The organism is Nonomuraea sp. NPDC048882, from assembly GCF_040649755.1.
Taxonomy (GTDB): domain Bacteria; phylum Actinomycetota; class Actinomycetes; order Streptosporangiales; family Streptosporangiaceae; genus Nonomuraea; species Nonomuraea maheshkhaliensis.
Genome location: NZ_JBEZGB010000015.1, coordinates 99,138 through 124,624, shown reverse-complemented (window position 1 = coordinate 124,624; position 25,487 = coordinate 99,138). Strand labels below are relative to the sequence as shown.

Below are 25,487 nucleotides of genomic sequence, written 5' to 3'. Positions count from 1 at the left end.
GTGCGACCGGAAGAGCGAGGTGCGGCCGTTCCTGTGAACGAGATCGACGTCCATGAGGCGGTCACCCAGGCTCACCGCGAGGAGTGGGCCCGGGTGGTCGCCGCCCTGACCAGGCGTTTCGGCGATCTCGACATCGCCGAGGAGGCGGCGGCCGAGGCGTTCGCGACCGCAGTCGAGCGGTGGCGGGCCGACGGCCTGCCGCCCAACCCGGGCGCCTGGCTGACCACCACCGCCAACCGCAAGGCCATCGACCGGATCAGGCGCGAGAACAAACGCGACGACAAGCACAAAGCAGCGCAACTCGTGAACGACACCGCCCCGCCTGAACCGCTGGGCGCCATCGACGACGACCGGCTCCGGCTGATCTTCACCTGCTGCCATCCGGCGCTGGCGATGGAGGCGCGGGTGGCGTTGACGCTGCGCATGGTGGGCGGCCTGACCGTGCCCGAGATCGCCAGCGCGTTCCTGGTGCAGCGGACCACCATGGAGCAGCGCATCACCCGCGCGAAGGCCAAGATCAAGGCGGCTGGGATCCCGTACCGGATGCCGTCCGCCGGCGACCTGCCGGTCCGCGTCTCCGGCGTGCTGGCCGTCCTGTTCCTCGTCTTCAACGAGGGTTACCTGGCCAGCGGCCCTGACAGCGATCCCGTACGGCACGACCTGACCGCCGAGGCGCTCCGGCTCACCCGCCTGATCCGCGCCCTGCTGCCGGACGACGGCGAGGTGGCCGGGCTGCTGGCGCTGATGCTGCTCATCGAGGCCCGCCGCCCCGCCCGGGTCTCGGCCGACGGCGAGCTGGTCCCCCTGACCAAGCAGGACCGCGGCGTCTGGGACGCGGAGCTGATCGCCGAAGGCCATCGGCTGGTACGCGAGCGCCTGGCCGCCGCCGCGGCCGGGGCGGCCCCCGGCCGCTACCAGATCCTCGCCGCGATCAACGCGGTGCACACCTCCGCCGGCGACAGCCGCGACACCGACTGGTCACAGGTCCTCGCCCTCTACGACCAGCTCGTCCGCCTCGACCCCTCGCCGATCGTCGCCCTCAACCGGGCCGTCGCCGTGGCCGAGCTCGACGGGCCGCAGGCGGCGCTGTCCGTCGTCGACGGGCTCGCCGAGGCGCTGACCGGCTATCACGCCTACCACGCCGCCCGCGCCGACCTGCTGCGCCGGCTGGGCCGTGGGCGGGAGGCGCGCCTGGCGTACGAGCAGGCCATCGGCCTGGCGGGCAACACCGCCGAGACCGCCTACCTGACCCGCCGTCGTGACGAGCTGGGGTAGATCTCCCCTACTCGGAGGGCCGGCCCAGCCCGGCGTCGCGGGCGCGGATGATGGCCTCGGCGCGGTCGGCGACCTGGAGTTTGGCGAAGATGCTCGAGATGTGGTTGGCCACGGTCTTGGGGGAGATGCCCAGGCGGCGGCCTATCTCGCCGTTCGGGCGGCCGTCCGCGATCAGGTCGAGCACGTCCCGCTCCCGATCGGTCAGCTGGGGAAAAGGCACCTCGGCCGGCGGAGGGGCGGAGAAGAAGCCGAGCACCCGCTGCGCGATGCCGGGCCCGAAGATCGCCTCACCGGCGGCCACGGCCCGGATGGCTCGTACGATCTCGTCCTGTTCGGCGCCTTTGAGCAGGTAGCCGCGGGCTCCGGCGCGCATGGCGGCGAACACCGAGTCGTCGTCGTGGTACATCGTCAGCATGAGCACCGCGACGTCGGGGGCGTCGCGGGCGATCTGCCTGGTCGCCGCGATGCCGTCCAGATCGGGCATCTGGATGTCCATGACCAGGACGTCCGGGTGGAGGGTGACGGCCTGGCGCACGGCCTCGCGGCCGTCGGCGGCGTCGCCGACCACGGTGAGCCCGTCGATCGAGCCGAGCAGCGCGCGCAGGCCGCTGCGCACGACGGGGTGGTCGTCGGCCAGCAAAACAGTGATCATGATGCTCCCATCGGCAGGATGGCCACCACCTGGCCGCCGTCGGGGCCGGGGCCCGCTGTCAAGGATCCGCCGAGTTCGGCGGCGCGTTCGCGCATGGATGACAATCCCACTCCCGGTGTCCACGCGTGAGACGAGTCGCCGTTGTCGCTGACGCGCAGCTGTAACTGCGTGTCGGCGTCGATCCGCACGTGGATGCGGCTGGCGCGGGAGTGGCGTACGGCGTTGGTCATCGCCTCGGTGGCGATGCGGAAAGCCGCCGCCTCGACCGCTGCCGGCAGTGCGGGCAGGGTGTCGGGAGCGGTCACGTGGACGGCGATGCCGTCGCGTCGCAGGTGGGTGGCGCGTTGCCGGATCGCCCCGACCAGGCCGAGATCGTCCAGGGCGGGCGGGCGCAGGTCGTAGACGAGCCGGCGGATGTCGTTGATCGCCTGGGCGGTCTCGGTACGGAGTTCGGCGACCAGCTCCCTGGCCGCGTCCGGGTCGGTGGCGATCAGGTTGCCGGTGGCATCGGCCTTGAACGTCACCCCGGTGAGCACGGGGCCGAGCCCGTCGTGCAGGTCGCGGCGCAGCCGCCGCCGCTCCTCCTCCCGGGCCACGACGATCTGCTCGCGGGAGTGCTGCACCTGCTCCGACAGGGCCAGGGCGTGCACGGCGACCGACAGCGGCGCGGCGAGCAACCGCAGGATGGCATGGTCGGCGCCGCTGAGGCGGCTCTCCCCCGGGCGCAGGCCCACCACCAGCTCACCGACGTCCTGCTTGCCGTAGCGCAGCGGGTAGGTGTGCAGGTGGTGCGGAGGACGACCGGACACGACCACCTCACCGGCGGTGTGCAGCGCCGCGTACGGGATCCGCAGCGCTTCGCGCACCGCCTCCAGCACCCCGGGCAGCCCGGCGTCCAGGCGTTCGCCCACCCGCGAGACGGCTCGCATCGGGTCGGCGCGGTCTCCGTACAGGATCCGGTCGACGACCCGCTGCAGGCGAACCCGCACCGGGTTGAACCCGACCGCGATCAGCACCGTGGCCGCGACAGAACCACCCAGCCCCACCTGCCGCCGCATCACGGTGTCCAGCACCGCGACCAGGGCCATGTAGGCGCCGGCGACCCCGGTGGTCAGGAGTGCGTACAGCACCGTACGGGAGAAGACGAGCCGGATGTCCAGCAGCTGATGACGCAGGATCGCCACCATGATCGCAGCCGGGATGAGCGGGATGGCCAGCAGGATCAGGACCGGCCCTGACGCGAAGACGCCCCAGACCGTCAGGACCACCGCGACGACCAGGACGGCCTGCAGCAGCCACAGCAGCTGGCGGCGGCGCGCCTCGTCCCCTCGCCGGTAGCGGACGGCCAGCGCGACCAGGCCGATCACGACGGTGATGACGACGCGTATCTCGCTGACGAGCCACAGCGGCACCAGCCCGGCATGGCCGGAAAGGACCAGATATCCGCTCAGCCCGGTGCCCATCCCGTCGGGGCCGGTACCCATCTCCAGCACGAACAGCGGAGCGGTGGCCACGGTGGCCCACATCAGCACTCGCAGGGCCGGCCCCGCCGCCCGGCCGTCGGGGAACAGCTGCAGGATCAGCGGCAGGCACAGCCCGATCGACCACGGCCAGGCGTAGGCGCCCACCGTCACGAGCACGCGCAGCGCGGCGGTGGGCCAGCCGGTGTCCTGGCCGTACTGGACCAGCGGGACGGCGACCACCGACGTCGCGTGGCCGAGGCCGTCGGCGATCAGCAGCCAGCCGATCGGATTGCCCCGCCGGTGCCAGGCGATGAGCAGGCCGCACATCGAGAACGCCAAGCCCATCGCGGCGTTCGTCACGACGAAGGAGTCCAGGGCCGCCGCCACTCCCCTGCCGAGGACCACACTGCCGATCACGGCAGCGCACACTTCCGCGAACGCCACGCCGGACAGCGCCACGGCCGCCGCGCGACCGGCTCGGCTCCGCGGGCGATCGGCCTCGGCAGCGGGTGCGGTGGTCACAGTCACATGATGAGGGCCGCGGTCCTGGCTTGTCCTGGGGGCAGATACCCGGACCGGCCGGGAGACATTCCCGGCCGATACCCCCGGGACACCCTGACCGAGGGGAACGGGTCACGCACACGCTGGTGGTCATCCGATCCCCCTGCCAAGGAGAGAGCCATGACCGCCACCGTCACGCCGGTGACGAGCGCCGCCCCATCCCGGGTTCGGCGCCTGAGTCTCGGACTGCTCGTCGCGATCGGGCCACTCAGCATCGCGGCCGTCCGCGCGATCCTGCCGTACGGCACCACCGACACCTCGGCGGAGTTGTTCACCAAGATCGCCGCCCACCAGGACGTCGGGTCGGCGGTCCTGTGGCTGTCTCTGCTGGCCACGTTCACCCTGGTGCCGGGCACGATCGCGCTCGGTCTGCGGGCCGCCGGGCACAGCCGCCGGCTCGGCACGGCGGCGCTGGTGATCTCGGTGGCCGGCTTCTCCGGACTGCCGGCGATCGTGGCCGTCGATCAGGCGGCGCTGTCGGCGGCGGCCGCGGGCGTGCCCGCCGACGTCGCCGCCCGCCTGCTCGATCAGCTGATCGGCGAGCCCACTGTCGCCGCCGGCACCATGATCTTCGTGATCGGGCACATCGTGGGCGTGGTGCTGCTGGGGATCGCCCTGTGGCGCGGCGGCATCCTGCCGGGCTGGGCGGGGTTCATCCTGGCGATCTCACAGCCGCTGCACCTGGTCTTCGCGGTGATCGCGCCCAACCAGCTCCTCGACGGCTGCGCCTGGCTCCTGACCGCGATCGGCTTCGCCCTCGCCGCCGTGTCCGTGCCCCGTACCCCCGCGACACCCTGACGTTCGATTCTCGACGACCGTCGTCGGGTCGGGGCAGGTCTTGCTCGTGGCCGTGACGGCCCCAGGGTTCCCCCGATCCCGGCGGCATGCGCAGACTGTCTCTCCTGACCACGGGCCGGGGCGGCCAGGGAGAAGGCAGGGGCCGTACCCGATGCCGGGCACGACGGTGGTGGCCGACGCTGGGTGCCATGACTCGCTTACCGAGATTCCGAGGCGGCCGCAGAACGCTGCCGCTCCTGCTCGCCGCCCTGCTGGCGCTGTGCGCCGGCGCGGGGCCCGCGCTCGCCGCGCCGTCGACGCCGGCTCGCGCGCACGTTGTCGACGAGCAGCGGGTACGGACCCGCGTCGTCGACCTGACCATCGACTCTCCCGCCCTGGGGAAGACCGCGAAGGTACGGCTCCTCACCCCCGACGGCTGGCAGCGGCGCGGCCCCCGTGACCGCTGGCCGGTGCTCTACCTGCTGCACGGCCTGGGTGACTCGCACCGGACCTGGACCCGTGACAGCGACGTCGAACGGCTCGCGGCGCTGCGCGACGTGCTGGTCGTGATGCCGGACGCCGGTTTCGCCGGCTACTACACCGACTGGTGGAACAAGGGGTCGTACGGGCCACCAGGATGGGAGACGTTCCATCTCACCGAGCTGCGTCGCATCCTCGAACGCCGTTACGGGGCGGGTGAGCGGCGGGCCGTCGCGGGCCTGTCCATGGGCGGCTACGGCGCCCTGGCCTACGCCGCCCGGCATCCCGGGATGTTCCGGGCGGTGGCCAGCTACAGCGGTCCGGTCCACCTGCTGCATCCCGAGCACGTACGCAGGTGGCGGGTGGCGTTCGAACAGGCGCCGGAGTACCGCGATCTCTGGGGCGATCCGGTCGCCCAGCGCGCGATCTGGCGACGACACGACCCGTACGCGCTGGCCCGGCGGCTGCGGCCCGTTCCGGTCTTCCTGAGCTGCGGTGACGGGCGTCCAGGGCCGCTGGACAAGGCCGGAGCGAAGGCCGACGAGATCGAGGCGTTCGACAGGGTGCTGAACCGCTCGCTGGCCGGCCGGCTGGAGCGGGCCGGGGTGCGGGTGAGCACCCACTTCTACCGGGGCACGCACTCGCCGGCGTACTGGGAGCGGGAGCTCCATCGGTCGCTGCCCCTGCTGCTGGGCGCGCTGCGGCCGGCGAAGTAGCTCAGGCGGCTGCCGCCGCGGTGTCCACCGCGGCGGCCATGCCTCGGCATCAGGGGTAGATCGTGTAGGTCTTGGTGTTGTTGCACACGATCGTGCCCGGGAGGCAGCGCTTGGCCCTGATCGTGATCCGGTCGAGGTTGGTGCGGGTCGTGGACCAGTTGAAGCTCTTGTGGCCCTTCTTCCGGCCGGCCTCCTGGTACTGGCCGTAGATCTCGTCGCCGTTCTTCTTCTTGAAGGAGACCTCGACCACGGCCGTCCAGGCGTCGCTCTTGGTGTCCGTCACGCTGCCGCGCGCCTTACCGAAGCCGTTGGTGCAGAGCTGGAGCACGTAGCTGACGAAGCCGTCCTTCGTGTTGAGCTTGCTCCACTTCTCCTTGCATTTGGCCGAGGAGACACTCGACGAGGCGGAGGTGGTGGAGGCCGTGGCGGCGGTGGCCGGCGCCATTACGGCGAAGGCGGCAGAGACCCCGATGACAGTGGCGAGCGTCTTCGAGGGCGAGAGTTTCCGCATGATTTCGATCCTTGTCAGTGAGCGTGCACGTCGCGGCGCTCCACCTGTGACCGGAGCACCGCGAGGAACGCTAGAGACCGGCGGTATAGCGGGGGTATGTCCGCGGCAGGCCGCCACCTGCTGTTCGCGGAACTCCGCCGGCCCGGGGCGCCGGGCGGGCCTCACGGTCCGATGAAGCGCACCGTTTCCGTCAGGTCCGCCCGGCCGGTACGCACGCGTACCGCGTCTTCCTTCTCGAAACCCACCGCGACGCCGCAGAGCAGGACGAGGTCGTCATCGGCTCCGACGATCTCACTGACCGTCCTGCGGAACATCGTCCACATCACCTGCGGGCAGCTGTGCACCCCCTCCGCCCGCAGCAGCAGCATGATCGTCTGCAGGTACATCCCCGCGTCCGCCCACTGCCCGGGGCCCATCGTCCGGTCGAGGTAGCAGAACAGGACGACGGGCGCGCCGAACGCCTCCGAGTTCAGCGCGGCGATCCTCATGGGCCGGTCGGGGGCGTCACGCCGGATCCCCAGGGCCTGGTACCGCTGGGCGGCCGCGGCGGAGAAGCGGTCCAGGTAAGGCGAGGTGAGCTCGGCCGGATACATCGGATATTCCCGCTCATCGCCCGGGTCCCCCGCCTGAGCCCTGGCCGTCGCGCGCCGTTTCAGCTCGGCCAGCGGCTCGCCGGTCACGACGTACAGCTGCCAGGGCTGGAGGTTCCCGCTCGACGGGGCCCGCGTCGCGGCGGCGAGCACCCGTTCGAGCACGTCCATGGGCACCGGCTCATCGCTGAACGCCCGCACCGCCCGCCGGCTGTCCACGGCTTCGTACACGTCCATGTCCGCTCGTTCTCCCTCCGGCCGCGATCACCTTTCCCCCGACATCGTGCTCGTCCGAGGGGTACGGGTGGCGGCCGGGGTGCCTCACGTGCAGCACTGCGAGCCGGCCTGCCTGGTCAGGGTGTCGGCGTCGGCCTTGACCACGTACACCTCCCACGGCTCCGCGCCCGGCCCGTGCACCCACACCTTGTCCTGCAGCGCGTAGCAGCAGGAGGTGTCCTTCTCCTCGAACGTGGCCAGCCCGGCCTCGGTGAGCCGCCGGGTGGCGGCGGTGACCTCGGCGCCGTCCTCCACTTCGACGCCCAGGTGGTCGAGCCGCGTGTCCTCGCCGGCCTCGCCCTCGATGAGGACGAGCTTGAGCGGAGGCTCGGCGATGGCGAAGTTGGCGTAGCCGGGGCGGCGCTTGGCCGGTTCGGCGCCGAACAGCTTGGAGTAGAAGGTGATCGAGCCTTCCAGGTCGGCGACGCGGAGGGCGAGCTGAACGCGAGACATGACGATCTCCCATCCCTTTGTTTCGACGAACGTCTAATTAGTCTCGAGTTTGCGCCTCTGCTTAGAGATTTGTCAAATTAGATGCATGTCGAAGCGAGAGTCGCCGGCGCTCCCCTCCGGCGGGTGCTGCGCGCCGCCGTCACGGCGCCTCACGGGACTGTCAGTGCCCGTTCCAAAGCCGGTGATCTTCCGTCGAGATCATGCTGGAGGCCGAAACGTCGCGTTCCGCAATTCACGAAGCGTGATCGACCAGCTACCGATGGACGTAACGCCAACCATGCGGCTGTCGGTTGCAGATGAGGCTGTCGGCGTTCGCGTCGGGTTCAGGGTGAGTTGTCGGATTCCACCTTCGATCCTGATCTTGGTGCTGCAGAATGTCTGCATGGTCTCGGTAGTGCAGAACGTGGCGATCGACTGTGCAAATGCCTACGAACTCGCCCGGTTCTGGAGCGAGGTAACCGGTTGTCCCATGCATCCCGAGGACAGGCCCGGGGATGAGGAGACGCAGGTTCTGCTACCGCAGGGACCGCTGCTGCACTTCAACCAGGTTCCGGAGCGCAAGACGGCCAAGAACCGGCTCCACCTCTGTCTGCGTCCGGAGACCTCGCGCGAAGAGGAGGTAGACCGCCTACTGGGGCTGGGCGCCTCCTTCGTCGTCGACCGCCGCGACCCTGATGGCACGGGCTGGGCCGTTCTCGCCGACCCCGAGGGCAACGAGTTCTGTGTCCTGCGCAGCGAGTCCGAGCGGGCCGCGACAACCCCGTGAGGCTGCGCTCCCGACGCTCACCACACCCCGGGCATCGCCGCTGAGACTTCTCCGCAACCCCACAAGCATGCTCCCCGCCCACTTCAACGTGCCAGAACACCCGCCGGGGAAGATCACCGACTTTGGAACAGGCACTCAGGTGATCCCCCACGCGCACGCCGCCGCGGCCCGGGGCGCGAGGCCGTGGAGCACGGCCGTGACCCCGATCATGATCCAGGCCACCGGGAGGTAGGCACGCCGCGCGCGATGCCGCCCAGGGCCTCGAATCCGGTTTCGGTCGCGGCGCGGCCTCTGACGTACGGCCGCTGGTGCGCTTCGGGCGCGGACTCGGGCGAACGCGACAGCGCGGACGCTGCGCCGGATACCTTGGAGAGCAGACGTCGGAAGCAGGTGTGGTGACGGAGGTCATGGTGCGAATCGGAGAGCTGGCGGCGCGATCGGACGTCAGCGTCCGGGCCCTGCGCTACTACGAGGAGCAGGGGCTGCTGGAGGCGGAACGCAGCGGCTCAGGGCAGCGTCACTACGCCGGGTCCGCGATCGACCGGGTGCGACTGATCCAGATGTTGTACGCGGCCGGCCTGTCCAGCCGGACCATCGCCGAGCTGCTGCCCTTCGCCGAGGCCAGGGTGAGCACCCCGCAGATGCGGGCCCGGCTGAGCGCCGAACGCGATCGCATCGACTCCGAGATCGCCGCGCTGACCCTTACGCGTGACCGGCTCGACGCGATCATCCTGACCTCCGGGCATCCGGCCAGCGGGTGTACGTGGATCGCCGAACCCTCGATGCAGGCGAGCCATCCCGTGGCGACCTGATCACGGCGGCCGGGCCACGTCACGGCGCCTCCGTGCAGACGGCTTCGCGAAAAGCGTTGGCAGGGCTGGAGGAGACCACTCCGTCCAAGCAACCGGCGGGGCTCGAGGAGACCGCTCCGCGAAAGGCGCTGGCGGAGCTGGAGGGACGGCTCCGTAAAAGGCGCCGGCGGGGCAGGGCTGGAGGAGACGGCTCCGCGGGCGCGCCGGGCACCCGTCGGCCCCGTCGGGCCAGTTGGCCTCATCGGCTCGGTTGGCCCTGTCGGCCCGGTCGGCTTTATGGGCTCAGTCGGCCCTGTCGGCTCAGTCGGTGAACACCTTCTCGGCCAGTTCCCGGATGACGCGCGCCACCTCGGCGGGCCGCTTCAGGTCGGCCCCATGGTCGGCTCCCGGCAGCACCACCCGCTCGCCGTTCGGCAGGACACGCTGGATCGCGTCCAGCCGCTCGGACAGGTGCGCCGGGCCGTGGTCGCCGCCGAGCAGGACCACCGGGACCTTGATCGTGGCGTAGGCGTCGAGGCGTACACCGAGCCGGTCCAGCGCCTCCAGGTCGTCGAGCTGCCTGGGGATCAGGCGGCGGTAGCGCGGGATAAGGGCGGTGATCGCGCCGACGAGCCGGGCCTGCCCATCCGGCAGCTCCACGGTGTCGCGCATGAAGATCCTCAACGCCTTGCCCGGCCGCCCCGACGCCATCGCCGCGCGAGCCCGTCGCAGCACCTCGCCGCCCTCTCCTGACAGCGGCGCCCCGATCACCGCGGCCGGCTCGAAGATCACGGCGCCGGCGAACGCGTCCGGTGCGGCCACCAGGGCCTCCAGCGCGACCACCCCGCCGGAGGAGTGACCGTAGAGCACCACCGGCTCTCCGGCGGAGCGGGCGAGCCTCAGCACGTCCTCGGCCTCCTGCTCCACCCGCACGGGCGCGCCGCGATCCGGCCGGTACTGCAGGCGGTCCAGTCGCAGCACCCGGTAACGGGAGGAGAGGATCGCGGCCACTCTCCCGCATCGCCTCCCGTCGGACAGTCCTGGATGGACCATCACGATCGGCCGCCCCTGGCCTTCGTCGTACGTACGCACCACGCCTCCCATTTAGCATCGCTAAGGATGCCCCTTAGCGATGCTAAGCTACCCGCATGCCCAGCGACAAGAGGCCAGGCCTGACCAAGCAGGTGCTGATCGACACCGCCCTCCGCCTGCTCGACGAGGTGGGGTTGGAGGGGCTCACGGTGCGCCGGCTGTCCGCGGAGCTCGGCGTTCAGTCCCCTGCTCTTTACTGGCACATCCGTACCAAGCAGGAACTTCTCGACGGGATGGCCGACGCGATCTGCCGCGCTCCGGGGATGGGCCCGCCCCGTGACGACGAGTCCTGGCAGGACTGGCTCCTGCGCCGCGCCCGGGCCTACCGCGCCACGCTGCTGGCCCGGCGTGACGGCGCCCGCGTGGTCGCCCACGCCCGGTCGCTGAGCCAGGAGACCGTGGCCCTGTTCGATCGGGAGCTGGCGGCCATGGTCGAGCGGGGCTTCACACCGGCGCTGGCCCTGCACACCATCGGCGCCCTGACCTCGTACGTGAACGGATTCGTCCTGCGAGAGCAGGCACCGGCCCCCGCGCCGGCACCTGCACTGGGTCCCACTGCGGCACCTGCACTGGGTTCCGCTCTGGAACCCACGCCAGGTCCCCAACCGGGCCCCACTCCGGAGCCCGCGGCAGGCCCCCCGCCGAAGCCCGCTCCAGAACCGGCCCCAGGGCCCCCGGCGATGCCCGCGCCGAGTCCCGCTCGGGAGCCCGCGCCAGGTCCCACGCCGGGTCCCACGCCGGAACCTACGCTGGAGCCAGCGGCAGTACCCCCGGCGGAGCCCGCTCCAAGCCCCGCTCCCGCTCCGGGTCCCACTTCGAGTCGCGCACCGGGGTCCCTGGACGCGGCACCGGCCACGCTGGCGGCCGCTGTGCTCGAGGGAGGCCAGTCGATCGGCGAAACGGCCTTCGAACACGGCCTGCGGGTGTTCATCGCCGGCACGTCCGCCGTACTGTCCCACGAGCACAACGGACCCACCACACCCACCCGCACCGCACCGTAGAGGCGTGCCTGCCACCGGAGCAGCGGCGACAGGCCCGAGCATCAGCGGAGAGGCCGCGGTGGCGGTCCGGCAGGCCGGACCCATCACCGTGGCCAGGCCCCCGCACCGGCCCCACTTGATCGCGGCCACACCCCCAGCGGGACCCCACCTGACCACGGCCAAGCCCCGGACGGGGCCCCACGTGATTGCGGCCAAGCCCCACGCACCGGCCCCACTCGACCGAGGCCAAGCCCTCGCACCAGCCCTCACCGATCGCGGCGATCAAGCTGCCGGACGAGCGAAGCGTCTACTTGATCGCGGCCAGGTCCAGGACGTACATCTTGTCCCCGACCTCGTAGGCCAGCAACCGGTCGGAGCCGCTGTCCGGCATCGCCATGCCCCGCCCGTCCTCCGGACGTATGCCGAGATCGGCAGACTTGCCGGTGTCGGCGTCGTGAAGCGCCGCGTAGAACTGCTCCCCAGGTCCCACCGACGCCACCTGGAAGAAGCGCTCCAGACCGGCTTCGACGCCGCCGTCCCGGAGGAGCTTCGTCATTTCACGCTCATGGGAGCCGTCCCGGTCACGGACAAACCCCCGCAATACGGTACGGGTCTGCACCGTCTTCGGGCACTTGCGACCGCCGCACGTGATCACCTTGCCGGAGCGGTCACGGCGCTGGGGGACCTTGACGGTCTCGTACCGGCCAAGCGTGCCCCAGCACCGCTCGACGCCGCACCTGACCTCCTCACCGGTCTTGACCACGGCCACGTTCCGCGCACCGGTCTCGACGTTGAGCATCTCGCGGAAGATCGACTTCCCCTGATGCAAACCCACCCACGGCCAGCTCAGGATGTGGTGCCGCTCGGCCCCCTTCACCGGCTGCGGCGACCCCCCGCTCAGGGGCACCCGATACACGCCGCCCTTCTCGTACGAGAAGGCCACGTCCGAGCCCGTCACCGACAACCCCTGAATGTGCCCCTCCTTCATGACGTTGCCGAGGGGCACGTCGGTCACCCGCCGAGGCCGGCCGCCGGTCGCCGGCACCGTCCAGATCCGGGCGACTCGGGGACCGCCTTTCTCCTTGACGGAGGCCCACCAGACGATGTGGCCGCCACCTGCGGCGACGTCGTCGGCGAAGATCGCCGATCCCTTCGTCGAGGGGATCTCGGCGATCCGCTTGGGCCGGCCAGTGCTCAGCTCGTAGCTCCACAGGTACTGGCGCTTCCCGTCGCTGACGCCCGTCATGACCAACAGCGTGCGATCGTCTAGGAGCAGTTGCGGATAGTACTTTCGGCCGTCGGGCAGCTTGGCCGGGATCTTGTGCACCGCCTGCGGCCACACCTTCTCGACAGGCGGCGGCACCTTGTCCAGCGGCGGCCCGCCCTCTCCGGTCGCGCTCACCGCGGGACGCGGCTCGGCCGCGACACCCAGAGTGTTCACCACCACGCCCACCCCGCCGGCCACCAGCACCACGGCCGCGGCCGCGGTCAGGGCGGCGCTCCTGGCCCGCCGCCGGCGATGGCGCGTCTTGACCGCCGCCAGCAGCCCGGCCGGCGCCTGCGGCGCATCCAGCGCCGCGCCGGACAGGGCACGGCTCAGCTTGTCTTCCAGATCGGTCATCGCATGCTCCCGTGGGTCGCCGTCGAGGAGAAGGGGGAGGAACGCAGCTTGTCCAGGCCACGGAATGCCTGGCTGCGCACGGTTCCGGCGGAGATGCCGAGCACTTTGGCGATCTCGGCGTCGCTGAGCTGCTCGTAGTAGCGCAGCACCAGCACGGCCCGCTGCCTGCGGGGCAGCGCGGCCAGTTCCTGCCACAGGCCCTGTTCCTCGTCGGAAGGAAAGACCTCGCGGTGCACCCGGTCCGGCGGTGCCTCGGTGAGGTGTTCCCGCCGGTGCCGCCGCCAGACACTGATGTGCAAGCGCGCCATCGTCGTCCGGACATAGCTGTGCGGGCTGTCCTTCCGCCTCACCCTCGGCCAGGCGCCACACAGCCGTATCAGCGCCTCCTGAACCAGGTCGGCGGCGTCATGCGGGTTTCCGGTCAGGACGTATCCGTAACGGAGCAGCGCTGTCGTCTGCTCTGCTACGAAGTCGTCGAAGCCGGGCTCGTCGTCCACTTGTCGTCCCTTCAGTCGTCACGTCCCAGACGGCCGAAGAGGCGCAGCTGTTGCATCGTCCGGCGAACATTTTCCGGGAATCTCGGGGATGACCACCCTGGACCGCACAACAGGGGTATAGCTCAGACAAGCCTGCACCCCACAATCACGATCTTGGTCGAGTACGTCGGAGCAACCCAGCCGCTGGCCCAAGGGGCGAACAGACTGGTGATAGGACCGTTCGGCACGGCATGCTCATCCTCGTCTTCGTTTCGTCCTCACCTTCGTCCATGAGTGGGCCTGCGCTGACCGAGTTCGTGCTGTCGGCCGTGGTGGCCGTGGTGGCCGTGCTGGTGGGGCTGGCGCTGGGCTGGCTCGGCAGCAGCACAGCCGGGCCAGGTCGGTGCGGGGCGCATCGTCCCAAGCGTCCGGCCGAAGTTCGCAGCATGCCTGCTCCACGCCCAGCCTCAGTGATCTGACGTGGTGGACCAGTTCAGCGTGGTGGACCAGTTCGGCCTGGCCCTAGCCCACAACGAACCCCAGGCTCAGCTCCCACCCATGGCGAACCTGAACTCGGCCCTGGCCCACAACGAACCCCAGGCTCGGCCCCCCACCCCTACCGGGCCCTGGCCTGCCGCGAACACAAGGCTCGGCCTGGCCTACGGCGAACACAGGACTCGGCCCCCGCCATGACGAAACGATGCAGTGATCGGCCATGAACGCGCTAGCTGGCCTTGGAGAGGGCTGTTTCCCGCTCAAGGCCGGTCAGACGTCGCGGTGGTTGATCGCCAGGGCTCCCAGCAGGAGGGACGCCACCACGTAACCCATCAAGATGGCGGCGGCCGTTGCGGGGCCTAAGGCGCCGGCGTCGGGCACAGCGGCCAGTTGCCTGGTCAGCGACGGAATCGTCAGGGAGCTGATCCAGTCGTTCCACGGAGCCGGGAGAAAGCGCTCCAGCACGGCCGGGGACAGCGGGAGGACGACCAGCGCGATGAGCGCCGCCGGTGTCGAACGCAGCACCGTGGCCAGGCCGAGCCCCACCACCGCTGCGACAGCACAGCCGGCGCCGGTGGTCAGCACCTCGGTCAGGACCGCATGTTCGGCGAACGAGGCGCCGATCGGACGCCCGCCCACCACGGCCTGTGCGGTGACGTAGGTGGCCAACGCCAGCGCCTGGCCCGCGACTGCGGCCACTGCGGCCACCACGACAGCCTTGGCCAGCAGGAGTGTCCACCGGCTCCGGACCGTGGTCAGCGTGAGTCTGATCATGCCGGTGGTGTACTCGCCGGAGATCGCGAAGACCCCCAGCATGCCGAACAGCACAGGAGGAATGTCGGAGCTCAGACCGAGCCCTGTGCCGACGGGATCGCCACCGGGGCCGTTGGTGTCGAAGTAGCGCGAGATCGAGTAGGCAGCGAAACCGGTGAGCACAAGGGCGGAGAGCGTGGAGGCCAGGACGTAGTAGGTGGCTCGGAGCGAGCGCAACTTGACCCACTCGGACGCGACGATGTCCATCATTGGGTGATCTCCATGAATGCCTCCTCCAGCGATGTCCGACGAGGCACCAGCTCGTGAACAGCGCACCCGCTGGCCAAGGCGATATCACCGACGGCAGCCGCAGTCAGTCCGGTCACCAGCAACTCCCTGCCGACACTCGCGTCCCGGACGGGGCTGGTGTTCTGCACAGCGTTCCTGCCCCAGACGGGGTCGGTGTTCTGCACAGCGCCCGCGTTCCGGGCGGGGTCGGTGTTCTGCACAGCGTTCGTGTCCCCGGCGGGGTCGGTGTTCCGAACAACGCCCGCGTTGCGGGCGGTGTCCTCGTTCCGCACCGCGTTCGTGTCTCCGGCGGGACCGGTGTTCCGCATAGCGTTTGTGCCCCCGGCGGTGTCCTCGTTCTGCACGGCGCCCACGTTCCGGATGGGGCGGGTGCCGGGGCCGGTCGGGGTGGGATGAGTGGGCACCCGGTGACCGCGCATGGCGGTGAGCTCTGCGGAGACGGGGTTTGCTTTGGTGTTTGCGGGGTGGTCGGGGAACGGCTCCGTACCGGTCTCGGTGTGCTGAATGGGGTGTACGGTCGCGCCGGCCACCTGGAGCGCCACGGACAGGCGAGCCGCGTGTGGTGATCGGACCACTACGCCGCTCTGGAAGCGGGCCAGCAGCTCTGTCGGCGAGATGTCCTCGATCAGGCGGCCTCGGCCGATGATGATGAGGCGATCGGCGGTGAGGGACATTTCGGTCATCAGGTGGCTCGACAGCAGGATGGTGCGCCCTTCGGACGCCAGGGATCTGAGCAGGTTTCTGAGCCAGCGGATGCCGTCGGGGTCGAGGCCGTTGGCCGGCTCGTCGAGGATGAGCACGCCCGGATCGCCGAGCAGGGCCGCCGCGATGCCGAGGCGCTGGCGCATCCCCTGGGAGAAGCCGGCGATCCGTTTGCGGGCCGCCCCGGCCAGGCCGACCTCCTCCAGCACCTGCACCACCCTGCGGGGCCCGATGCCTCCCGCGTACGCCAGCGCCTGCAAGTGCGCGAACGCGCTGCGCCCGCCCTGCACCTCGGCGGCGTCGAGCATGGCGCCGACCTCGCGCATGGGATCGCGCAGGTCGCGTTTGCGGACGCCGTTGATCAACGCCTGGCCCGACGTGGGCGCGTGAAGGCCGAGGATCATGCGCATGGTGGTGGATTTGCCGGCACCGTTGTGCCCGAGGAAGCCGGTGACCTGCCCGGGTCTGACGCCGAACGTGAGCCCGGACACCGCCAGGGTGGAACCGTACCGTTTCGTCAGCTCGCTGACCTCGATCATTTTCCCACCTTCTCGATGATCTCGGCCGGGCAGCGGGTGCCCGGTGCGGGCAACTCACCCGTGGTCAGGTAGGCGCGGACGTGCCGCCGCAGGCAGCCGTTTCGCGCCCACGACGCGTGGCCGTCGCCGTGCCACAGCACGCGAGCGGACGGGATCTGCCCGGCCACGTGGGCCTGACCGCGATAGTTGGTGTTGTTGTCGAGCTCCCCGATCGCGAAGAGGATCGGCGGGACGTCCTTCACCCGCAACGGGTGCGGCGCCCAGGACGCACCTCCGCTGCGCCCCCAGCAGCGACCGAGCTCGAAGCGCCCCTCGAGCCAGCCGAACCTGGGCGCGATCTGCCGTAGGCGGGCCTCGATGCCCTGGAACTCCTCGTACGTCGGCAGCGCCGGCATGAAGTCGTTGCACAACGAGTCCTGGCTCACCGACGAGCCGCCGTCGTCGGGGCGCAGTTCTTTCAGGAAGTCGCCGGCGTCGCCGTCGAGGGCCTTGCGGACGGCGGTGGCGAGCTGGGGCCAGAACGCCGGATTCATGCCTTTGACCGCGCCGGCGTACAGCTGCCCCTCATGCACCGTCCGCCCGGACGACGCCGGCAGCGGCGCGCGACGCGCCCTGGCGACGAGCTCGTCCCACGCCTGGCCGGCGTCCGTGCCACGCAGGGCGCAGTCGGCGCGGCGGGCGCACCAGTCGCGGAAGCGGGTGAGATGGCGCTCCTGCGTGAGCGCGTAGTTGCGGATCCAGGGCTCGAACTCCTGCTGGGTGTGATCGGCGGTGCCGTCGAAGTACATCCGGCCGACCCGCTGCGGGAACAGCTCCAGGTAGGCCTGGGCATAGACGGTGCCATAGGAGTTGCCCGCGTAGACGATCTTGTCCTGGCCGAGTGCGGCGCGCAGGGCGTCGATGTCGTGCGCCACGTTCCACGCCGTCATCCCGCGCCAGGCCGATCTGGCCGCTGTGCGGCAGCTCGCCTGATGGGCCGCGTTCGCAGCGGCATGGGCGTCCCAGTCGTGTTTCGTCCTGGCCAGGAGCAGCCCGTAGACGGAGGGCTCGGGTCTGGCGCAGCTCACTTTCCTGCCGCTCGCGGGCTCGGACAGGCCGCGCGGATCGAAGGCGATGACGTCGAAGCTGCGCTGCAACTCAGCGAGCAGGCTCGGCAGCTCCGGCTGCGCGTCGGGCTGGCTCTTGCGCCTGAGCATCGACGTGCTGGTGCCGGGCCCCCCGAAGTTGACGATCAGCGGCCCTAAGCTCTTGCCCGTCGCGGGCAGCCCGGCCACGTGCACCGAGGTCATGGGCCCGCCGGGATCGGCCCAGTCGACGGGAACGACCAGCTCGGCGCAGCGCAGCCCATCACCACACTCCTTCCACACCAGGTCGTGGGCCTGCGCCGAGGCCAGCGCGATGCCGCCGAGGGGCACCGCGAGACAGGCCGCCAGGCACAGGGCGATGAGTCTGCGTCGGTTCATGGCCGCAACGATGCTGCACGGCGGCGGGTCCGCACATCGGAGCCAGATCCGATCTTTGGCGTCGGACCAGGGTCATACGGCACGGGCGTACGCGGGCACGGTACGACCCTGGTCCGACGGCCCGTGCTTCGATTCGCTTCCGGCCGTTCCTCGATAACGTCGAGACGTGCATCTGCTCGCCCGGCGGCCCCCACCCTGGCTGCTCATCCTGGCCGACACCGTGGTCGCGGTGCTGCTCGCGCTGGCGTCCACCGGCGGCCCTCCCGAGCTGACCACCAGCGCTCTGACCGTGGCGCTGTGCTGGCTGCTCGCGGTGCCCGTGGCGGTGCGGCGGATCTGGCCGGAGCCCGCCTGCTACGGCGCGCTCCTGCTGGGCGTCGCCGTCCTCTCGGTACAGGCCAACCGGCTGCTGCCGACCGCTGTGGCGGCCCTGACCATCTACCTGGTGGCGACCGCCCGCCCGGTGCGGCGCTCGGCGATCGCCCTGGTGGCGAGCCTGCTCGTCAACGGAGCCTCGCTGCTCGTCTCGATGCAGGCATCGCCACGATATGCCGGCGGCTGGCCCGACCCCGTCTTCATCCTCGGCACGTCATGGCTGGTCATCGCGGCGAGCTGGAGTCTCGGCACGGCGGCCCGCACCCGCCGCGAGTTCGCCGCCCGCGAGGCCGACAGACAGGCCGAGCGGGCGGCGGCCGACGAACGCCTGCGAATCGCCCGCGAACTGCACGACGTCGTCGCCCATTCGATGAGCCTGATCACCGTCAAAGCCGGGGTGGCGGCAAAGGTCCTGGACAAACACCCGGAGGAAGGGCGCAACGCGTTACGGGCCATCGAGGAGATCGGGCGCGGCTCGCTCACCGAGATCCGCCAGGTTCTCGGCGCGCTGCGCACACCCGGCGGCACACCCGACACGACACCGCTCCCCCGGCTCGCCGACCTGCCGTCCCTGGCGCAGCAGGCGGCGGAGGCCGGCGTGCGGGTCGACCTGTCGGTGAACGGAGCCGTGCCCGACAGCATGGCCCCAGCCGTCTACCGCATCGTCCAGGAGGCGATCACCAACGTCGTCAAGCACGCCGCTCCGGCCCACTGCCGAGTCAGCGTGTCGGCCGACGAGGGGCGGCTGCGCATTTCCGTGGTCGACGACGGGCCCGGGCAACGGCTGCTGCCGGGGCGGTCGGGCGGGCAGGGCCTGGCGGGAATGCGCGAACGGGCCTTGCTGTACGGCGGCACGTTCGAGGCCGGCCCACTGCCGGGAAGGGGGTTCGGCGTGCACGCGTCATGGGAGATCCCCTGATCCCGCCCGAAAGTTTCCACCATCCCCACTCGGTGGAGGTTCCGTGCACGGCACCGGGCGTTCCGGCGATGCACGGCGTGCTCGCGCAGCGGGCCCATCAGCCAGAACGCCGCAGCGGCAGGTGCGAACCCGTATGGCCGGGCGCTCCGGACCAGCGCACGGATGTGTGTACGGCCGGCGTTCCGAGAAAGCTTCAGCGTGGCCCGAGTGGCGGGCGCGGATCGGTCATGATGGACGCGAGGACGAGGATCAGGAGCTTGAGCCGGAGAAAGCGGGTCGGCGAGTCCGAACCGGACCGACGACAGAGCCGACCCCGGTCGGGCTGGGGCCAGTTGGGCTGGGGCCGGTCGGATTGGGGCCGGTCGGGTTGATCGCGGCAGAGGTGAGTGCGGTTGCGCCAGGCCTGGGTGGGCCGGGCCAGGGCGGGGTGGGGGCCGTCGAGAGGAGTGTGGTCAGGGTGGGCGTGGCAGGAGGAGGCTTGTGATTCGGGTGCTCATCGCCGACGATCAGGCACTGCTGCGCGGCAGTTTTCGGCTGCTGATCGACTCGGAGGACGATCTCACCGTAGTCGGGGAGGCGGGCGACGGGCGGGAGGCGGTGGCGCTCGCTCGTACGGAAGCACCGGACGTGGTGCTCATGGACGTCAGAATGCCCGAGATGGACGGCATCACCGCGACCGGGCAGATCGCCGGGGGCACCCGGGTGCTCATTCTGACCACGTTCGACCTCGACGAGTACGTATACGCGGCACTGCGCGCGGGTGCCAGCGGGTTCATGCTCAAGGACGCGCCTCCGGACGACCTGTTGAAGGCGATCCGGGTGGTGGCGTCGGGTGAGACGCTGCTCGCGCCGACCGTCACCACCCGGCTGATCGCGGAGTTCGTACAACGGCCGCTCCAGCAGGCCTTTCGCGGGCTCGACACGTTGACGGACCGTGAGCGCGAGGTGCTCACCCTCGTCGCCCACGGGCTGTCCAACGCGGAGCTCAGCGCGCAGCTCAAGGTGAGTCCCGGCACTGTGAAGACGCATATCGGCCGCCTGCTGGCCAAGCTCAACGCCCGCGACCGGGCCCAGCTCGTCATCGCCGCCTACGAGGCCGGACTGGTCACGCCACGTTCAGCCAACCGCCCGCCGTGATCGCCGCCAGCGTCTGGGCTTGAGCTACAACTCCGTAGATGCCCTGTCGGCAGCACCGCCGGCACTGGCCGCGGTGGTCTGGATGCCGTCGAGGAGCCAGGTGAGGCCGATGGTGAAGCTGCCGTCCCAGTCGGCGTCCTCCGTGAGAGGGCCGTGGGCGGCGAGGACGGGATAGCGGTCACTGCTGGCGCGGAAGTGCTCCCGGGCGGCTTGTTGCGCGCCGTGCTCCCGGACCGTCCAGGTCGCCTGCATGAGCGCGGAACCGATGACGTAGTTGGACAATCCGTATGCCGCGGCGGTCAGGTGCGGCTCGGTGACGCCGGCCGCCACGAGGGTGGCGTACAGGAACTCGCTGCGGGCGAGCACATTGGGGCCCAGCATCGGACGGCCGAGCAGCGCCGCCGACCAGGGATGTGCCAGCAGGACGGCATGCCATCCGGTGATCAGCGCGGTGATGTCGGCATGCCAGTCCCTGCCAGCGCGTCGGCCTGCGCCCCCGCCTCCTCCGCCATCGCCCCCGCCACTGCGACCTTCAGCAGCGCCTTCGCCCGGGATCTCCACCGCTGCGAAGATCGCGTCGAGAGCGAGGTCCAGGACGTCGTCCTTGGTCTTCACATGCCAGTACAGCGTCGTGGAACCCGTGCCGAGGCGTTCGGCGAGCCGCCGCATGGTCAGCCGGTCGGCGCCTTCCTCGTCCAGGAGGGCGATGGCCTCGGCGACGATCCGGTCGCGGCTGAGCGGCGGCGACGGCGCTTCACGCGCCGCCCGTGCGGCCGGGCGCAACCACACGTCTCCCGCTGACCCCGAGCGCTTCGCTCCCAATTCGTCCCCCTCCTCGTCGTAGCAGAGCCGAGTCTAGTATGTTGTTCGAGCACTGGATCAATGGTCCGGTGACTCGAACAACGGTCCAGTAGGCCCGCAGGGAGGAACGCGGTGGCGGGACATGTCGAGGTGGACCGGCTCACCTACGTACTGCCGGACGGGCGACTGCTGCTGCACGAGGCCTCGTTCCGCATCGGCGACGGCGTCAAGGCGGGGCTGGTGGGACCGAACGGCGCGGGCAAGACCACCCTGCTGCGGCTCATCGCTGGAGATCTGCGGCAGGACGACGGCCGGGTGACCAGCTCAGGCGGGCTGGGGGTGATGCGGCAGTTCATCGGCAGCGTACGAGACGACCGGACCCTGCACGATCTGCTGCTGTCCGTCGCACCCGTCCAGGTCCGCACCACCGCCGCGAACCTGGGACGGGCGGAGTCGGCGCTGACGGAACACGGTGACGAGACGACGCAACTGGCCTATGCGCAGGCGATCAGCGACTACACCGACGCCGGCGGCTACGACATGGAGGTCGTGTGGGACACCTGCGCGACCGCGGCCCTGGGCCTGCCCTACGACGCGGTCAGGCAGCGCCCGGTCGGCACCCTGTCCGGTGGCGAGCAGAAGCGCATCGTCTTGGAGGCCCTGCTGCGCGGGCCCGATCAGGTCCTGCTGCTGGACGAACCGGACAACTACCTCGACGTGCCCGCCAAGCAATGGCTGGAGGACCAGCTACGCGCCACGTCCAAGACCGTGCTGCTCGTCTCACACGACCGGCAACTGCTGGCCAACGCCACGAACCGCATCGTGACCGTGGAAGCGCGCGGCACCTGGGTCCACGGCGCGGGCTTCGCCACCTACGCCCAGGGCCGCCAGAACCGCATCGACCGGCTGGAGGAACGGCGCCGCCGCTGGGACGAGGAGCACGCCAAGCTCAGACGCCTGGTGCAGACCCTCCGGCAGACCGCGGCCAACAACGATGCCGTCGCCTCCGCCTACCGGGCCGCCCGTACCCGGCTGGCGCGGTTCGAGGAAGCCGGCCCGCCCGAACGCCCGCCCAAACGGCAGAACGTACGGATGCGGCTGCGCGGCGGCCGGACCGGCAAACGCGCCATCACCTGCGAAACGCTGGAACTCACCGGTCTGATGCGCCCGTTCGACACCGAGATCTGGTACGGCGAACGCGTGGGCGTCCTCGGCTCCAACGGTTCCGGCAAATCGCACTTCCTCCGGCTCCTGGCCGAGGCGACGAACAGCGCTGCCGCCTCGGTACGGCACACCGGTTCCGTACGACTGGGCGCCCGGGTCACGCCCGGCCACTTCGTCCAGACCCACTCCAGGCCCGACCTGCACGGCCGCACCCCCGCCGAACTGGTGACGACCGAGCACGCCCTCACACTCAACGAGGCCATGGCCGCGCTCGCCCGCTACGAACTCGCACCCGCCGCCCAGCAGCGGTTCGAGACCTTGTCCGGCGGGCAGCAGGCGCGGCTGCAGATCCTGCTGCTGGAACTGTCGGGCGCGACGCTGCTGCTGCTCGACGAACCCACCGACAACCTCGACCTGGCCAGCGCCGAAGCTCTGCAGCAGGGCCTCGCGTCGTTCGCCGGCACCGTGCTGGCCGTCACCCATGACCGCTGGTTCGCCGCCGACTTCGACCGTTTCCTCATCTTCGGCGCCGACGGAACCGTCTACGAGAGCGACGAACCGGTCTGGGACGAAGCCCGCGTCGAGCGGGCCCGCTGAACCCCAAGGCCGTGCGGGCGACACCGGCGGCGGCCAGGTCTTCCGCCTGGTCAGGTGATGCGGCGCGTTCCGTCACACCACCGGGTCAGGCTGGTCAGGTGGTGCGGCGCGTTCCCGCCACACCACCGGGTCAGGCGGTACGGCGGGAACGCGTCGCCACCAGCCCGCCCAGCACCATGGCGACCACCCCGACCACCAGAGCCACGTAACCCCCGACGATCCCGTAACCCGTCCCGGGACCGCCCTCAGCGGCGGCCACGACCATCCCGCCGATGCCCGCCCCGACCAGCCCCGCCACCAAGGCCACGACGGCTCCCCTCCTCCCGCCGTGACCGACCCGCCGGACGGAACGGGCCAGCGCCAGCCCTCCGACGACGACCCCGGCCAGCCCCACCAGCGCACCCACCACCGACCACAGCCGCCCGGCGGTCATGGCATACGCCCCGACGGGCTCCACCAGCACATGAGCCGCCTCCTGCGCGGCCGGTCCCACCGCCCCGAACACGTCGGCCACGGAAGACAGAACTCGGACGGACATGAGAATCCTCTCGATCGAACGACGGACGCCCGCAACCAGGACCAACCACGACCAACCGGCACGAACCAGCACGCACCAGCACGGCCACGCGGCCCAAACAACTCCGCACGAGCGCCGGCCCCGGCAAGGGCCGCACACCACCGATCGTCTCCCCGCCCAAGCAGCCGCCGCCTCCGCCGGCGGACGGCAGCCGCTACGTAGTTCCACGTACACACCCCACCCCTCGCTACGCCCCACGGCGTACGGCGATCACGCCTCCGGACGCAGGGCCCCACACCTGGGGAACCGTAGGATCGACGCATGAAAGCACGCGCCGTCACGTTGCGCCTGCCGGTGCCGGCGCAGGAGACGCTGCTCGCGCTCTTCATCACCGTCATGCAGGTCCAGGGCACGATCGTGCGCAACGCCGGCGAACCGATCGAGCGCCCCCTCACCGACCTCGGAAACCTCGGATACGTCCTGCTGATCGCCGGCGGAGCGGTCATCGCCGTCCGCCGCCGCTGGCCGGTGCCGGTCTTCCTCACCACCGCACTCATCAGCCTGGCCTACTACACCCTCGGTTTCCCCGACGGCCCCGGCTGGCTCGGGCTCTTCGTCGCCCTCTACACCCTCGCCGCCTACGGCGACGGACGCCGCTCACTCGTCATCGCCGGCGCCGGCACCCTCATCCTCGCCGTCACCTGGCTGATCGCCGCGGCCGACATCGAACCACGCGCCGCCATCGGCTGGGTCTACTTCCGGATCGGCGCATCCGTCATGAGCGCGGCCCTGGGCGAATCCATCCGATCCAGGCACGTCATCGCGGCCGAAGCACAACAACGCGCCGAACTCGCCGAACGCAACCGCGAGGAGGAGGCACGAGCCCGCGTCGACGCCGAACGGCTCCGCATCGCCCGCGAGGTCCACGACACCGTCGCCCACGCCATCGCGATCATCAACGTCCAGTCCGGCGTCACCGCGCACGTCCTCGGCAAACGCCCGGACCTGGCCCGCGAGGCACTCCGCGCCATCGAGCAGACCAGCTCCCGCGCGCTGCGAGAGATGCGCGCCATCCTCGGCGTCCTGCGCGACGACGACACCGACGACGACGACTCGCGCGCGCCGTACCCCAGACTCGAACAGATCGACGAACTGGCCACCAAAGCCCGCGAAGCCGGACTCGACTGCACCATCGACATCACCCCGCCCCCGGCGCCGCTGCCCAGCACGATCAGCAACGCCGCCTACCGCATCGTGCAGGAATCCATCACCAACGTGGTCCGCCACGCCGGCCCCACCCGCATGACCGTGACCCTGAATTCCGGCACCGACGCCGTCGAGATCCGGATCACCGACGAAGGCCGCACCACACCCAAAAGCGACGACCCGGCCCCCCGCCCCGACGACACGGAAACCACACCACCCGGCCGCGGCATCCTCGGCATGCGCGAACGCTGCCGACTGCTGGGCGGCGAACTCGACGCGGGACCACTACCGGATGGCGGATTCCAGGTCAGAGCACGACTCCCCCTCACCGGGAGCCACCGATGAACGCCACCGCGACCAACTCCCCGATCAAGGTGCTGCTCGCCGACGACGAAGGGCTCGTACGCTCAGGATTCAAGGTCCTGCTCGACCTCGAAGACGACCTCACCGTCGTCGGAGAGGCCGTCAACGGCGCCCAAGCCGTCGACCAGGCCCGCGCCACCCGCCCCCACGTCGTCCTCATGGACATCCGCATGCCCAAGCTGGACGGAATCCAGGCCACCGCCCAGATCGCCGCCACCCCCGGCCTGGAGCAGGTCCGTATCCTCATCCTCACCACCTACGACACCGACGAATACGTCTTCGACGCCCTGCAAGCCGGCGCCAGCGGCTTCCTGCTCAAAGACGCGGGACCGGCCGAACTCCTGCACGCCATCCGCGTGATCGCCGCCGGAGAAGCCCTGCTCGCGCCCCGCATCACCCGGCGCCTCATCGGCCAGTTCGCCACCCAACGCAGAATCGCCCAAAGCGCACAGCACCAGCTCGCCGTACTCACCGAACGAGAACGCGAAGTACTCACCCTCGTCGGCCACGGCCTCAGTAACCACGAAATCGGCGCCGAACTGTTCCTCAGCCCGGCCACCGCACGCACCCACGTCAGCCGCGCCATGGCGAAACTCGGCGCACGCGACCGCGCCCAGCTCGTCGTCATCGCCTACCGAACGGGACTCGTCACCCCCACACCGTAAAA

At 70.6% G+C, this 25,487-nt stretch carries 24 protein-coding genes and 1 pseudogene; 12 read left to right on the top strand and 13 right to left on the bottom strand.

Annotated features, from left to right (window positions below; genetic code table 11):
* The first annotated feature begins 33 nt into the window (after positions 1-33).
* Positions 34-1,275: a DUF6596 domain-containing protein gene (locus AB0C27_RS41770; protein WP_357856712.1), complete on the top strand. Its 1,242-nt coding sequence runs from the start codon at positions 34-36 to the stop codon at positions 1,273-1,275.
* Positions 1,276-1,282: 7 nt separating this feature from the next.
* Here the strand turns inward: AB0C27_RS41770 and AB0C27_RS41765 are convergent, their stop codons facing one another.
* Both AB0C27_RS41765 and AB0C27_RS41760 read right to left on the bottom strand, forming a co-directional pair.
* Positions 1,283-1,927, bottom strand: coding sequence for a response regulator transcription factor (locus AB0C27_RS41765; RefSeq protein ID WP_357856709.1), 645 nt, complete (start codon positions 1,925-1,927; stop codon positions 1,283-1,285).
* On the bottom strand, positions 1,924-3,912 hold the full coding sequence (locus AB0C27_RS41760; protein ID WP_357856706.1) for a histidine kinase: 1,989 nt from the start codon (positions 3,910-3,912) through the stop codon (positions 1,924-1,926). The genes AB0C27_RS41765 and AB0C27_RS41760 overlap by 4 nt, the downstream gene beginning before the upstream one ends.
* Positions 3,913-4,071: 159 nt before the next feature.
* On the opposite strand from AB0C27_RS41760, the gene AB0C27_RS41755 reads away from it, so the two are divergent.
* Together AB0C27_RS41755 and AB0C27_RS41750 are read left to right on the top strand one after the other, a co-directional pair.
* Positions 4,072-4,749: a hypothetical protein gene (locus AB0C27_RS41755; RefSeq protein WP_357856703.1), complete on the top strand. Its 678-nt coding sequence runs from the start codon at positions 4,072-4,074 to the stop codon at positions 4,747-4,749.
* A gap of 188 nt (positions 4,750-4,937) precedes the next feature.
* Positions 4,938-5,924, top strand: coding sequence for an alpha/beta hydrolase family protein (locus tag AB0C27_RS41750; RefSeq protein ID WP_357856700.1), 987 nt, complete (start codon positions 4,938-4,940; stop codon positions 5,922-5,924).
* A 49-nt stretch (positions 5,925-5,973) separates the two neighbouring features.
* On the opposite strand, the gene AB0C27_RS41745 is transcribed toward AB0C27_RS41750, so the two are convergent.
* From AB0C27_RS41745 to AB0C27_RS41735, 3 genes are all read right to left on the bottom strand, one after another.
* Positions 5,974-6,435 carry a hypothetical protein gene (locus AB0C27_RS41745; RefSeq protein WP_357856697.1) on the bottom strand — a complete coding sequence of 154 codons (462 nt, stop codon included), beginning with the start codon at positions 6,433-6,435 and terminating at the stop codon, positions 5,974-5,976.
* Between the two features lie 161 nt (positions 6,436-6,596).
* Positions 6,597-7,262, bottom strand: a complete 666-nt coding sequence (locus AB0C27_RS41740; RefSeq protein WP_357856694.1) for a nitroreductase — start codon at positions 7,260-7,262, stop codon at positions 6,597-6,599.
* An 84-nt stretch (positions 7,263-7,346) separates the two neighbouring features.
* Positions 7,347-7,754 carry an ArsI/CadI family heavy metal resistance metalloenzyme gene (locus tag AB0C27_RS41735; RefSeq protein ID WP_357856691.1) on the bottom strand — a complete coding sequence of 136 codons (408 nt, stop codon included), beginning with the start codon at positions 7,752-7,754 and terminating at the stop codon, positions 7,347-7,349.
* Between the two features lie 382 nt (positions 7,755-8,136).
* Between AB0C27_RS41735 and AB0C27_RS41730 the strand changes: the two genes are divergently transcribed.
* Both AB0C27_RS41730 and AB0C27_RS41725 read left to right on the top strand, forming a co-directional pair.
* Positions 8,137-8,520 carry a VOC family protein gene (locus AB0C27_RS41730; RefSeq protein WP_357857142.1) on the top strand — a complete coding sequence of 128 codons (384 nt, stop codon included), beginning with the start codon at positions 8,137-8,139 and terminating at the stop codon, positions 8,518-8,520.
* A 407-nt stretch (positions 8,521-8,927) separates the two neighbouring features.
* Positions 8,928-9,332: a MerR family transcriptional regulator gene (locus tag AB0C27_RS41725; RefSeq protein WP_357856688.1), complete on the top strand. Its 405-nt coding sequence runs from the start codon at positions 8,928-8,930 to the stop codon at positions 9,330-9,332.
* A gap of 300 nt (positions 9,333-9,632) precedes the next feature.
* Here the strand turns inward: AB0C27_RS41725 and AB0C27_RS41720 are convergent, their stop codons facing one another.
* Entirely contained in the window at positions 9,633-10,415 is a 783-nt protein-coding gene (locus tag AB0C27_RS41720; RefSeq protein ID WP_357856685.1) for an alpha/beta hydrolase, read from the bottom strand.
* Between the two features lie 44 nt (positions 10,416-10,459).
* Between AB0C27_RS41720 and AB0C27_RS41715 the strand changes: the two genes are divergently transcribed.
* Positions 10,460-11,404, top strand: coding sequence for a TetR/AcrR family transcriptional regulator C-terminal domain-containing protein (locus tag AB0C27_RS41715; RefSeq protein WP_357856682.1), 945 nt, complete (start codon positions 10,460-10,462; stop codon positions 11,402-11,404).
* Positions 11,405-11,690: 286 nt separating this feature from the next.
* Here the strand turns inward: AB0C27_RS41715 and AB0C27_RS41710 are convergent, their stop codons facing one another.
* Together AB0C27_RS41710 and AB0C27_RS41705 are read right to left on the bottom strand one after the other, a co-directional pair.
* Positions 11,691-13,004, bottom strand: a complete 1,314-nt coding sequence (locus AB0C27_RS41710; protein ID WP_357856679.1) for a hypothetical protein — start codon at positions 13,002-13,004, stop codon at positions 11,691-11,693.
* Complete coding sequence (locus tag AB0C27_RS41705; RefSeq protein ID WP_357856676.1) at positions 13,001-13,501, bottom strand: SigE family RNA polymerase sigma factor; 501 nt, start codon at positions 13,499-13,501, stop codon at positions 13,001-13,003. Before AB0C27_RS41705 ends, AB0C27_RS41710 begins: the two co-directional genes overlap by 4 nt.
* A 269-nt stretch (positions 13,502-13,770) precedes the next feature.
* On the opposite strand from AB0C27_RS41705, the gene AB0C27_RS41700 reads away from it, so the two are divergent.
* A complete protein-coding gene (locus AB0C27_RS41700; protein ID WP_357856673.1) occupies positions 13,771-13,959 on the top strand; it encodes a hypothetical protein in 189 nt (62 codons plus the stop codon).
* A 286-nt stretch (positions 13,960-14,245) separates the two neighbouring features.
* Here the strand turns inward: AB0C27_RS41700 and AB0C27_RS41695 are convergent, their stop codons facing one another.
* From AB0C27_RS41695 to AB0C27_RS41685, 3 genes and pseudogenes are all read right to left on the bottom strand, one after another.
* Complete coding sequence (locus AB0C27_RS41695; RefSeq protein WP_357856670.1) at positions 14,246-14,998, bottom strand: ABC transporter permease subunit; 753 nt, start codon at positions 14,996-14,998, stop codon at positions 14,246-14,248.
* 596 nt (positions 14,999-15,594) lie between these two features.
* Positions 15,595-16,278: pseudogene (locus AB0C27_RS41690) on the bottom strand (ATP-binding cassette domain-containing protein); the annotation flags it as partial.
* Positions 16,275-17,741, bottom strand: coding sequence for an alpha/beta fold hydrolase (locus tag AB0C27_RS41685; RefSeq protein ID WP_357856667.1), 1,467 nt, complete (start codon positions 17,739-17,741; stop codon positions 16,275-16,277). The pseudogene AB0C27_RS41690 and the gene AB0C27_RS41685, both read right to left, overlap by 4 nt.
* A gap of 166 nt (positions 17,742-17,907) precedes the next feature.
* Here AB0C27_RS41685 and AB0C27_RS41680 point away from each other — a divergent pair, with 166 nt between their 5' ends.
* Positions 17,908-19,035: a sensor histidine kinase gene (locus AB0C27_RS41680; protein WP_357856664.1), complete on the top strand. Its 1,128-nt coding sequence runs from the start codon at positions 17,908-17,910 to the stop codon at positions 19,033-19,035.
* A 480-nt stretch (positions 19,036-19,515) separates the two neighbouring features.
* Positions 19,516-20,172 (top strand): response regulator transcription factor, encoded by a 657-nt coding sequence (locus tag AB0C27_RS41675; protein WP_357856661.1) that lies wholly within the window; start codon positions 19,516-19,518, stop codon positions 20,170-20,172.
* Positions 20,173-20,196: 24 nt separating this feature from the next.
* Here the strand turns inward: AB0C27_RS41675 and AB0C27_RS41670 are convergent, their stop codons facing one another.
* Positions 20,197-20,961, bottom strand: coding sequence for a TetR/AcrR family transcriptional regulator C-terminal domain-containing protein (locus AB0C27_RS41670; protein WP_357856658.1), 765 nt, complete (start codon positions 20,959-20,961; stop codon positions 20,197-20,199).
* Between the two features lie 144 nt (positions 20,962-21,105).
* Here AB0C27_RS41670 and AB0C27_RS41665 point away from each other — a divergent pair, with 144 nt between their 5' ends.
* Positions 21,106-22,734: an ATP-binding cassette domain-containing protein gene (locus AB0C27_RS41665; protein WP_357856655.1), complete on the top strand. Its 1,629-nt coding sequence runs from the start codon at positions 21,106-21,108 to the stop codon at positions 22,732-22,734.
* Positions 22,735-22,864: 130 nt separating this feature from the next.
* Here the strand turns inward: AB0C27_RS41665 and AB0C27_RS41660 are convergent, their stop codons facing one another.
* A complete protein-coding gene (locus AB0C27_RS41660; RefSeq protein WP_357856652.1) occupies positions 22,865-23,272 on the bottom strand; it encodes a DUF6223 family protein in 408 nt (135 codons plus the stop codon).
* 300 nt (positions 23,273-23,572) lie between these two features.
* Here AB0C27_RS41660 and AB0C27_RS41655 point away from each other — a divergent pair, with 300 nt between their 5' ends.
* Together AB0C27_RS41655 and AB0C27_RS41650 are read left to right on the top strand one after the other, a co-directional pair.
* On the top strand, positions 23,573-24,802 hold the full coding sequence (locus tag AB0C27_RS41655) for a sensor histidine kinase (protein WP_357856649.1): 1,230 nt from the start codon (positions 23,573-23,575) through the stop codon (positions 24,800-24,802).
* A complete protein-coding gene (locus AB0C27_RS41650; protein WP_357856646.1) occupies positions 24,799-25,485 on the top strand; it encodes a response regulator transcription factor in 687 nt (228 codons plus the stop codon). Before AB0C27_RS41655 ends, AB0C27_RS41650 begins: the two co-directional genes overlap by 4 nt.
* Positions 25,486-25,487 lie beyond the last annotated feature (2 nt).

Coding starts and splice junctions, on each gene's coding strand:
- AB0C27_RS41750 (WP_357856700.1), top strand. CDS start 4,938: ATGACTCGCTTACCGAGATTCCGAGGCGGCCGCAGAACGCTGCCGCTC.
- AB0C27_RS41720 (WP_357856685.1), bottom strand. CDS start 10,415: ATGGGAGGCGTGGTGCGTACGTACGACGAAGGCCAGGGGCGGCCGATC.
- AB0C27_RS41710 (WP_357856679.1), bottom strand. CDS start 13,004: ATGACCGATCTGGAAGACAAGCTGAGCCGTGCCCTGTCCGGCGCGGCG.
- AB0C27_RS41715 (WP_357856682.1), top strand. CDS start 10,460: ATGCCCAGCGACAAGAGGCCAGGCCTGACCAAGCAGGTGCTGATCGAC.
- AB0C27_RS41695 (WP_357856670.1), bottom strand. CDS start 14,998: ATGATGGACATCGTCGCGTCCGAGTGGGTCAAGTTGCGCTCGCTCCGA.
- AB0C27_RS41700 (WP_357856673.1), top strand. CDS start 13,771: ATGAGTGGGCCTGCGCTGACCGAGTTCGTGCTGTCGGCCGTGGTGGCC.
- AB0C27_RS41655 (WP_357856649.1), top strand. CDS start 23,573: ATGAAAGCACGCGCCGTCACGTTGCGCCTGCCGGTGCCGGCGCAGGAG.
- AB0C27_RS41755 (WP_357856703.1), top strand. CDS start 4,072: ATGACCGCCACCGTCACGCCGGTGACGAGCGCCGCCCCATCCCGGGTT.
- AB0C27_RS41650 (WP_357856646.1), top strand. CDS start 24,799: ATGAACGCCACCGCGACCAACTCCCCGATCAAGGTGCTGCTCGCCGAC.
- AB0C27_RS41725 (WP_357856688.1), top strand. CDS start 8,928: ATGGTGCGAATCGGAGAGCTGGCGGCGCGATCGGACGTCAGCGTCCGG.
- AB0C27_RS41685 (WP_357856667.1), bottom strand. CDS start 17,741: ATGAACCGACGCAGACTCATCGCCCTGTGCCTGGCGGCCTGTCTCGCG.
- AB0C27_RS41660 (WP_357856652.1), bottom strand. CDS start 23,272: ATGTCCGTCCGAGTTCTGTCTTCCGTGGCCGACGTGTTCGGGGCGGTG.
- AB0C27_RS41730 (WP_357857142.1), top strand. CDS start 8,137: ATGGTCTCGGTAGTGCAGAACGTGGCGATCGACTGTGCAAATGCCTAC.
- AB0C27_RS41735 (WP_357856691.1), bottom strand. CDS start 7,754: ATGTCTCGCGTTCAGCTCGCCCTCCGCGTCGCCGACCTGGAAGGCTCG.
- AB0C27_RS41740 (WP_357856694.1), bottom strand. CDS start 7,262: ATGGACGTGTACGAAGCCGTGGACAGCCGGCGGGCGGTGCGGGCGTTC.
- AB0C27_RS41765 (WP_357856709.1), bottom strand. CDS start 1,927: ATGATCACTGTTTTGCTGGCCGACGACCACCCCGTCGTGCGCAGCGGC.
- AB0C27_RS41745 (WP_357856697.1), bottom strand. CDS start 6,435: ATGCGGAAACTCTCGCCCTCGAAGACGCTCGCCACTGTCATCGGGGTC.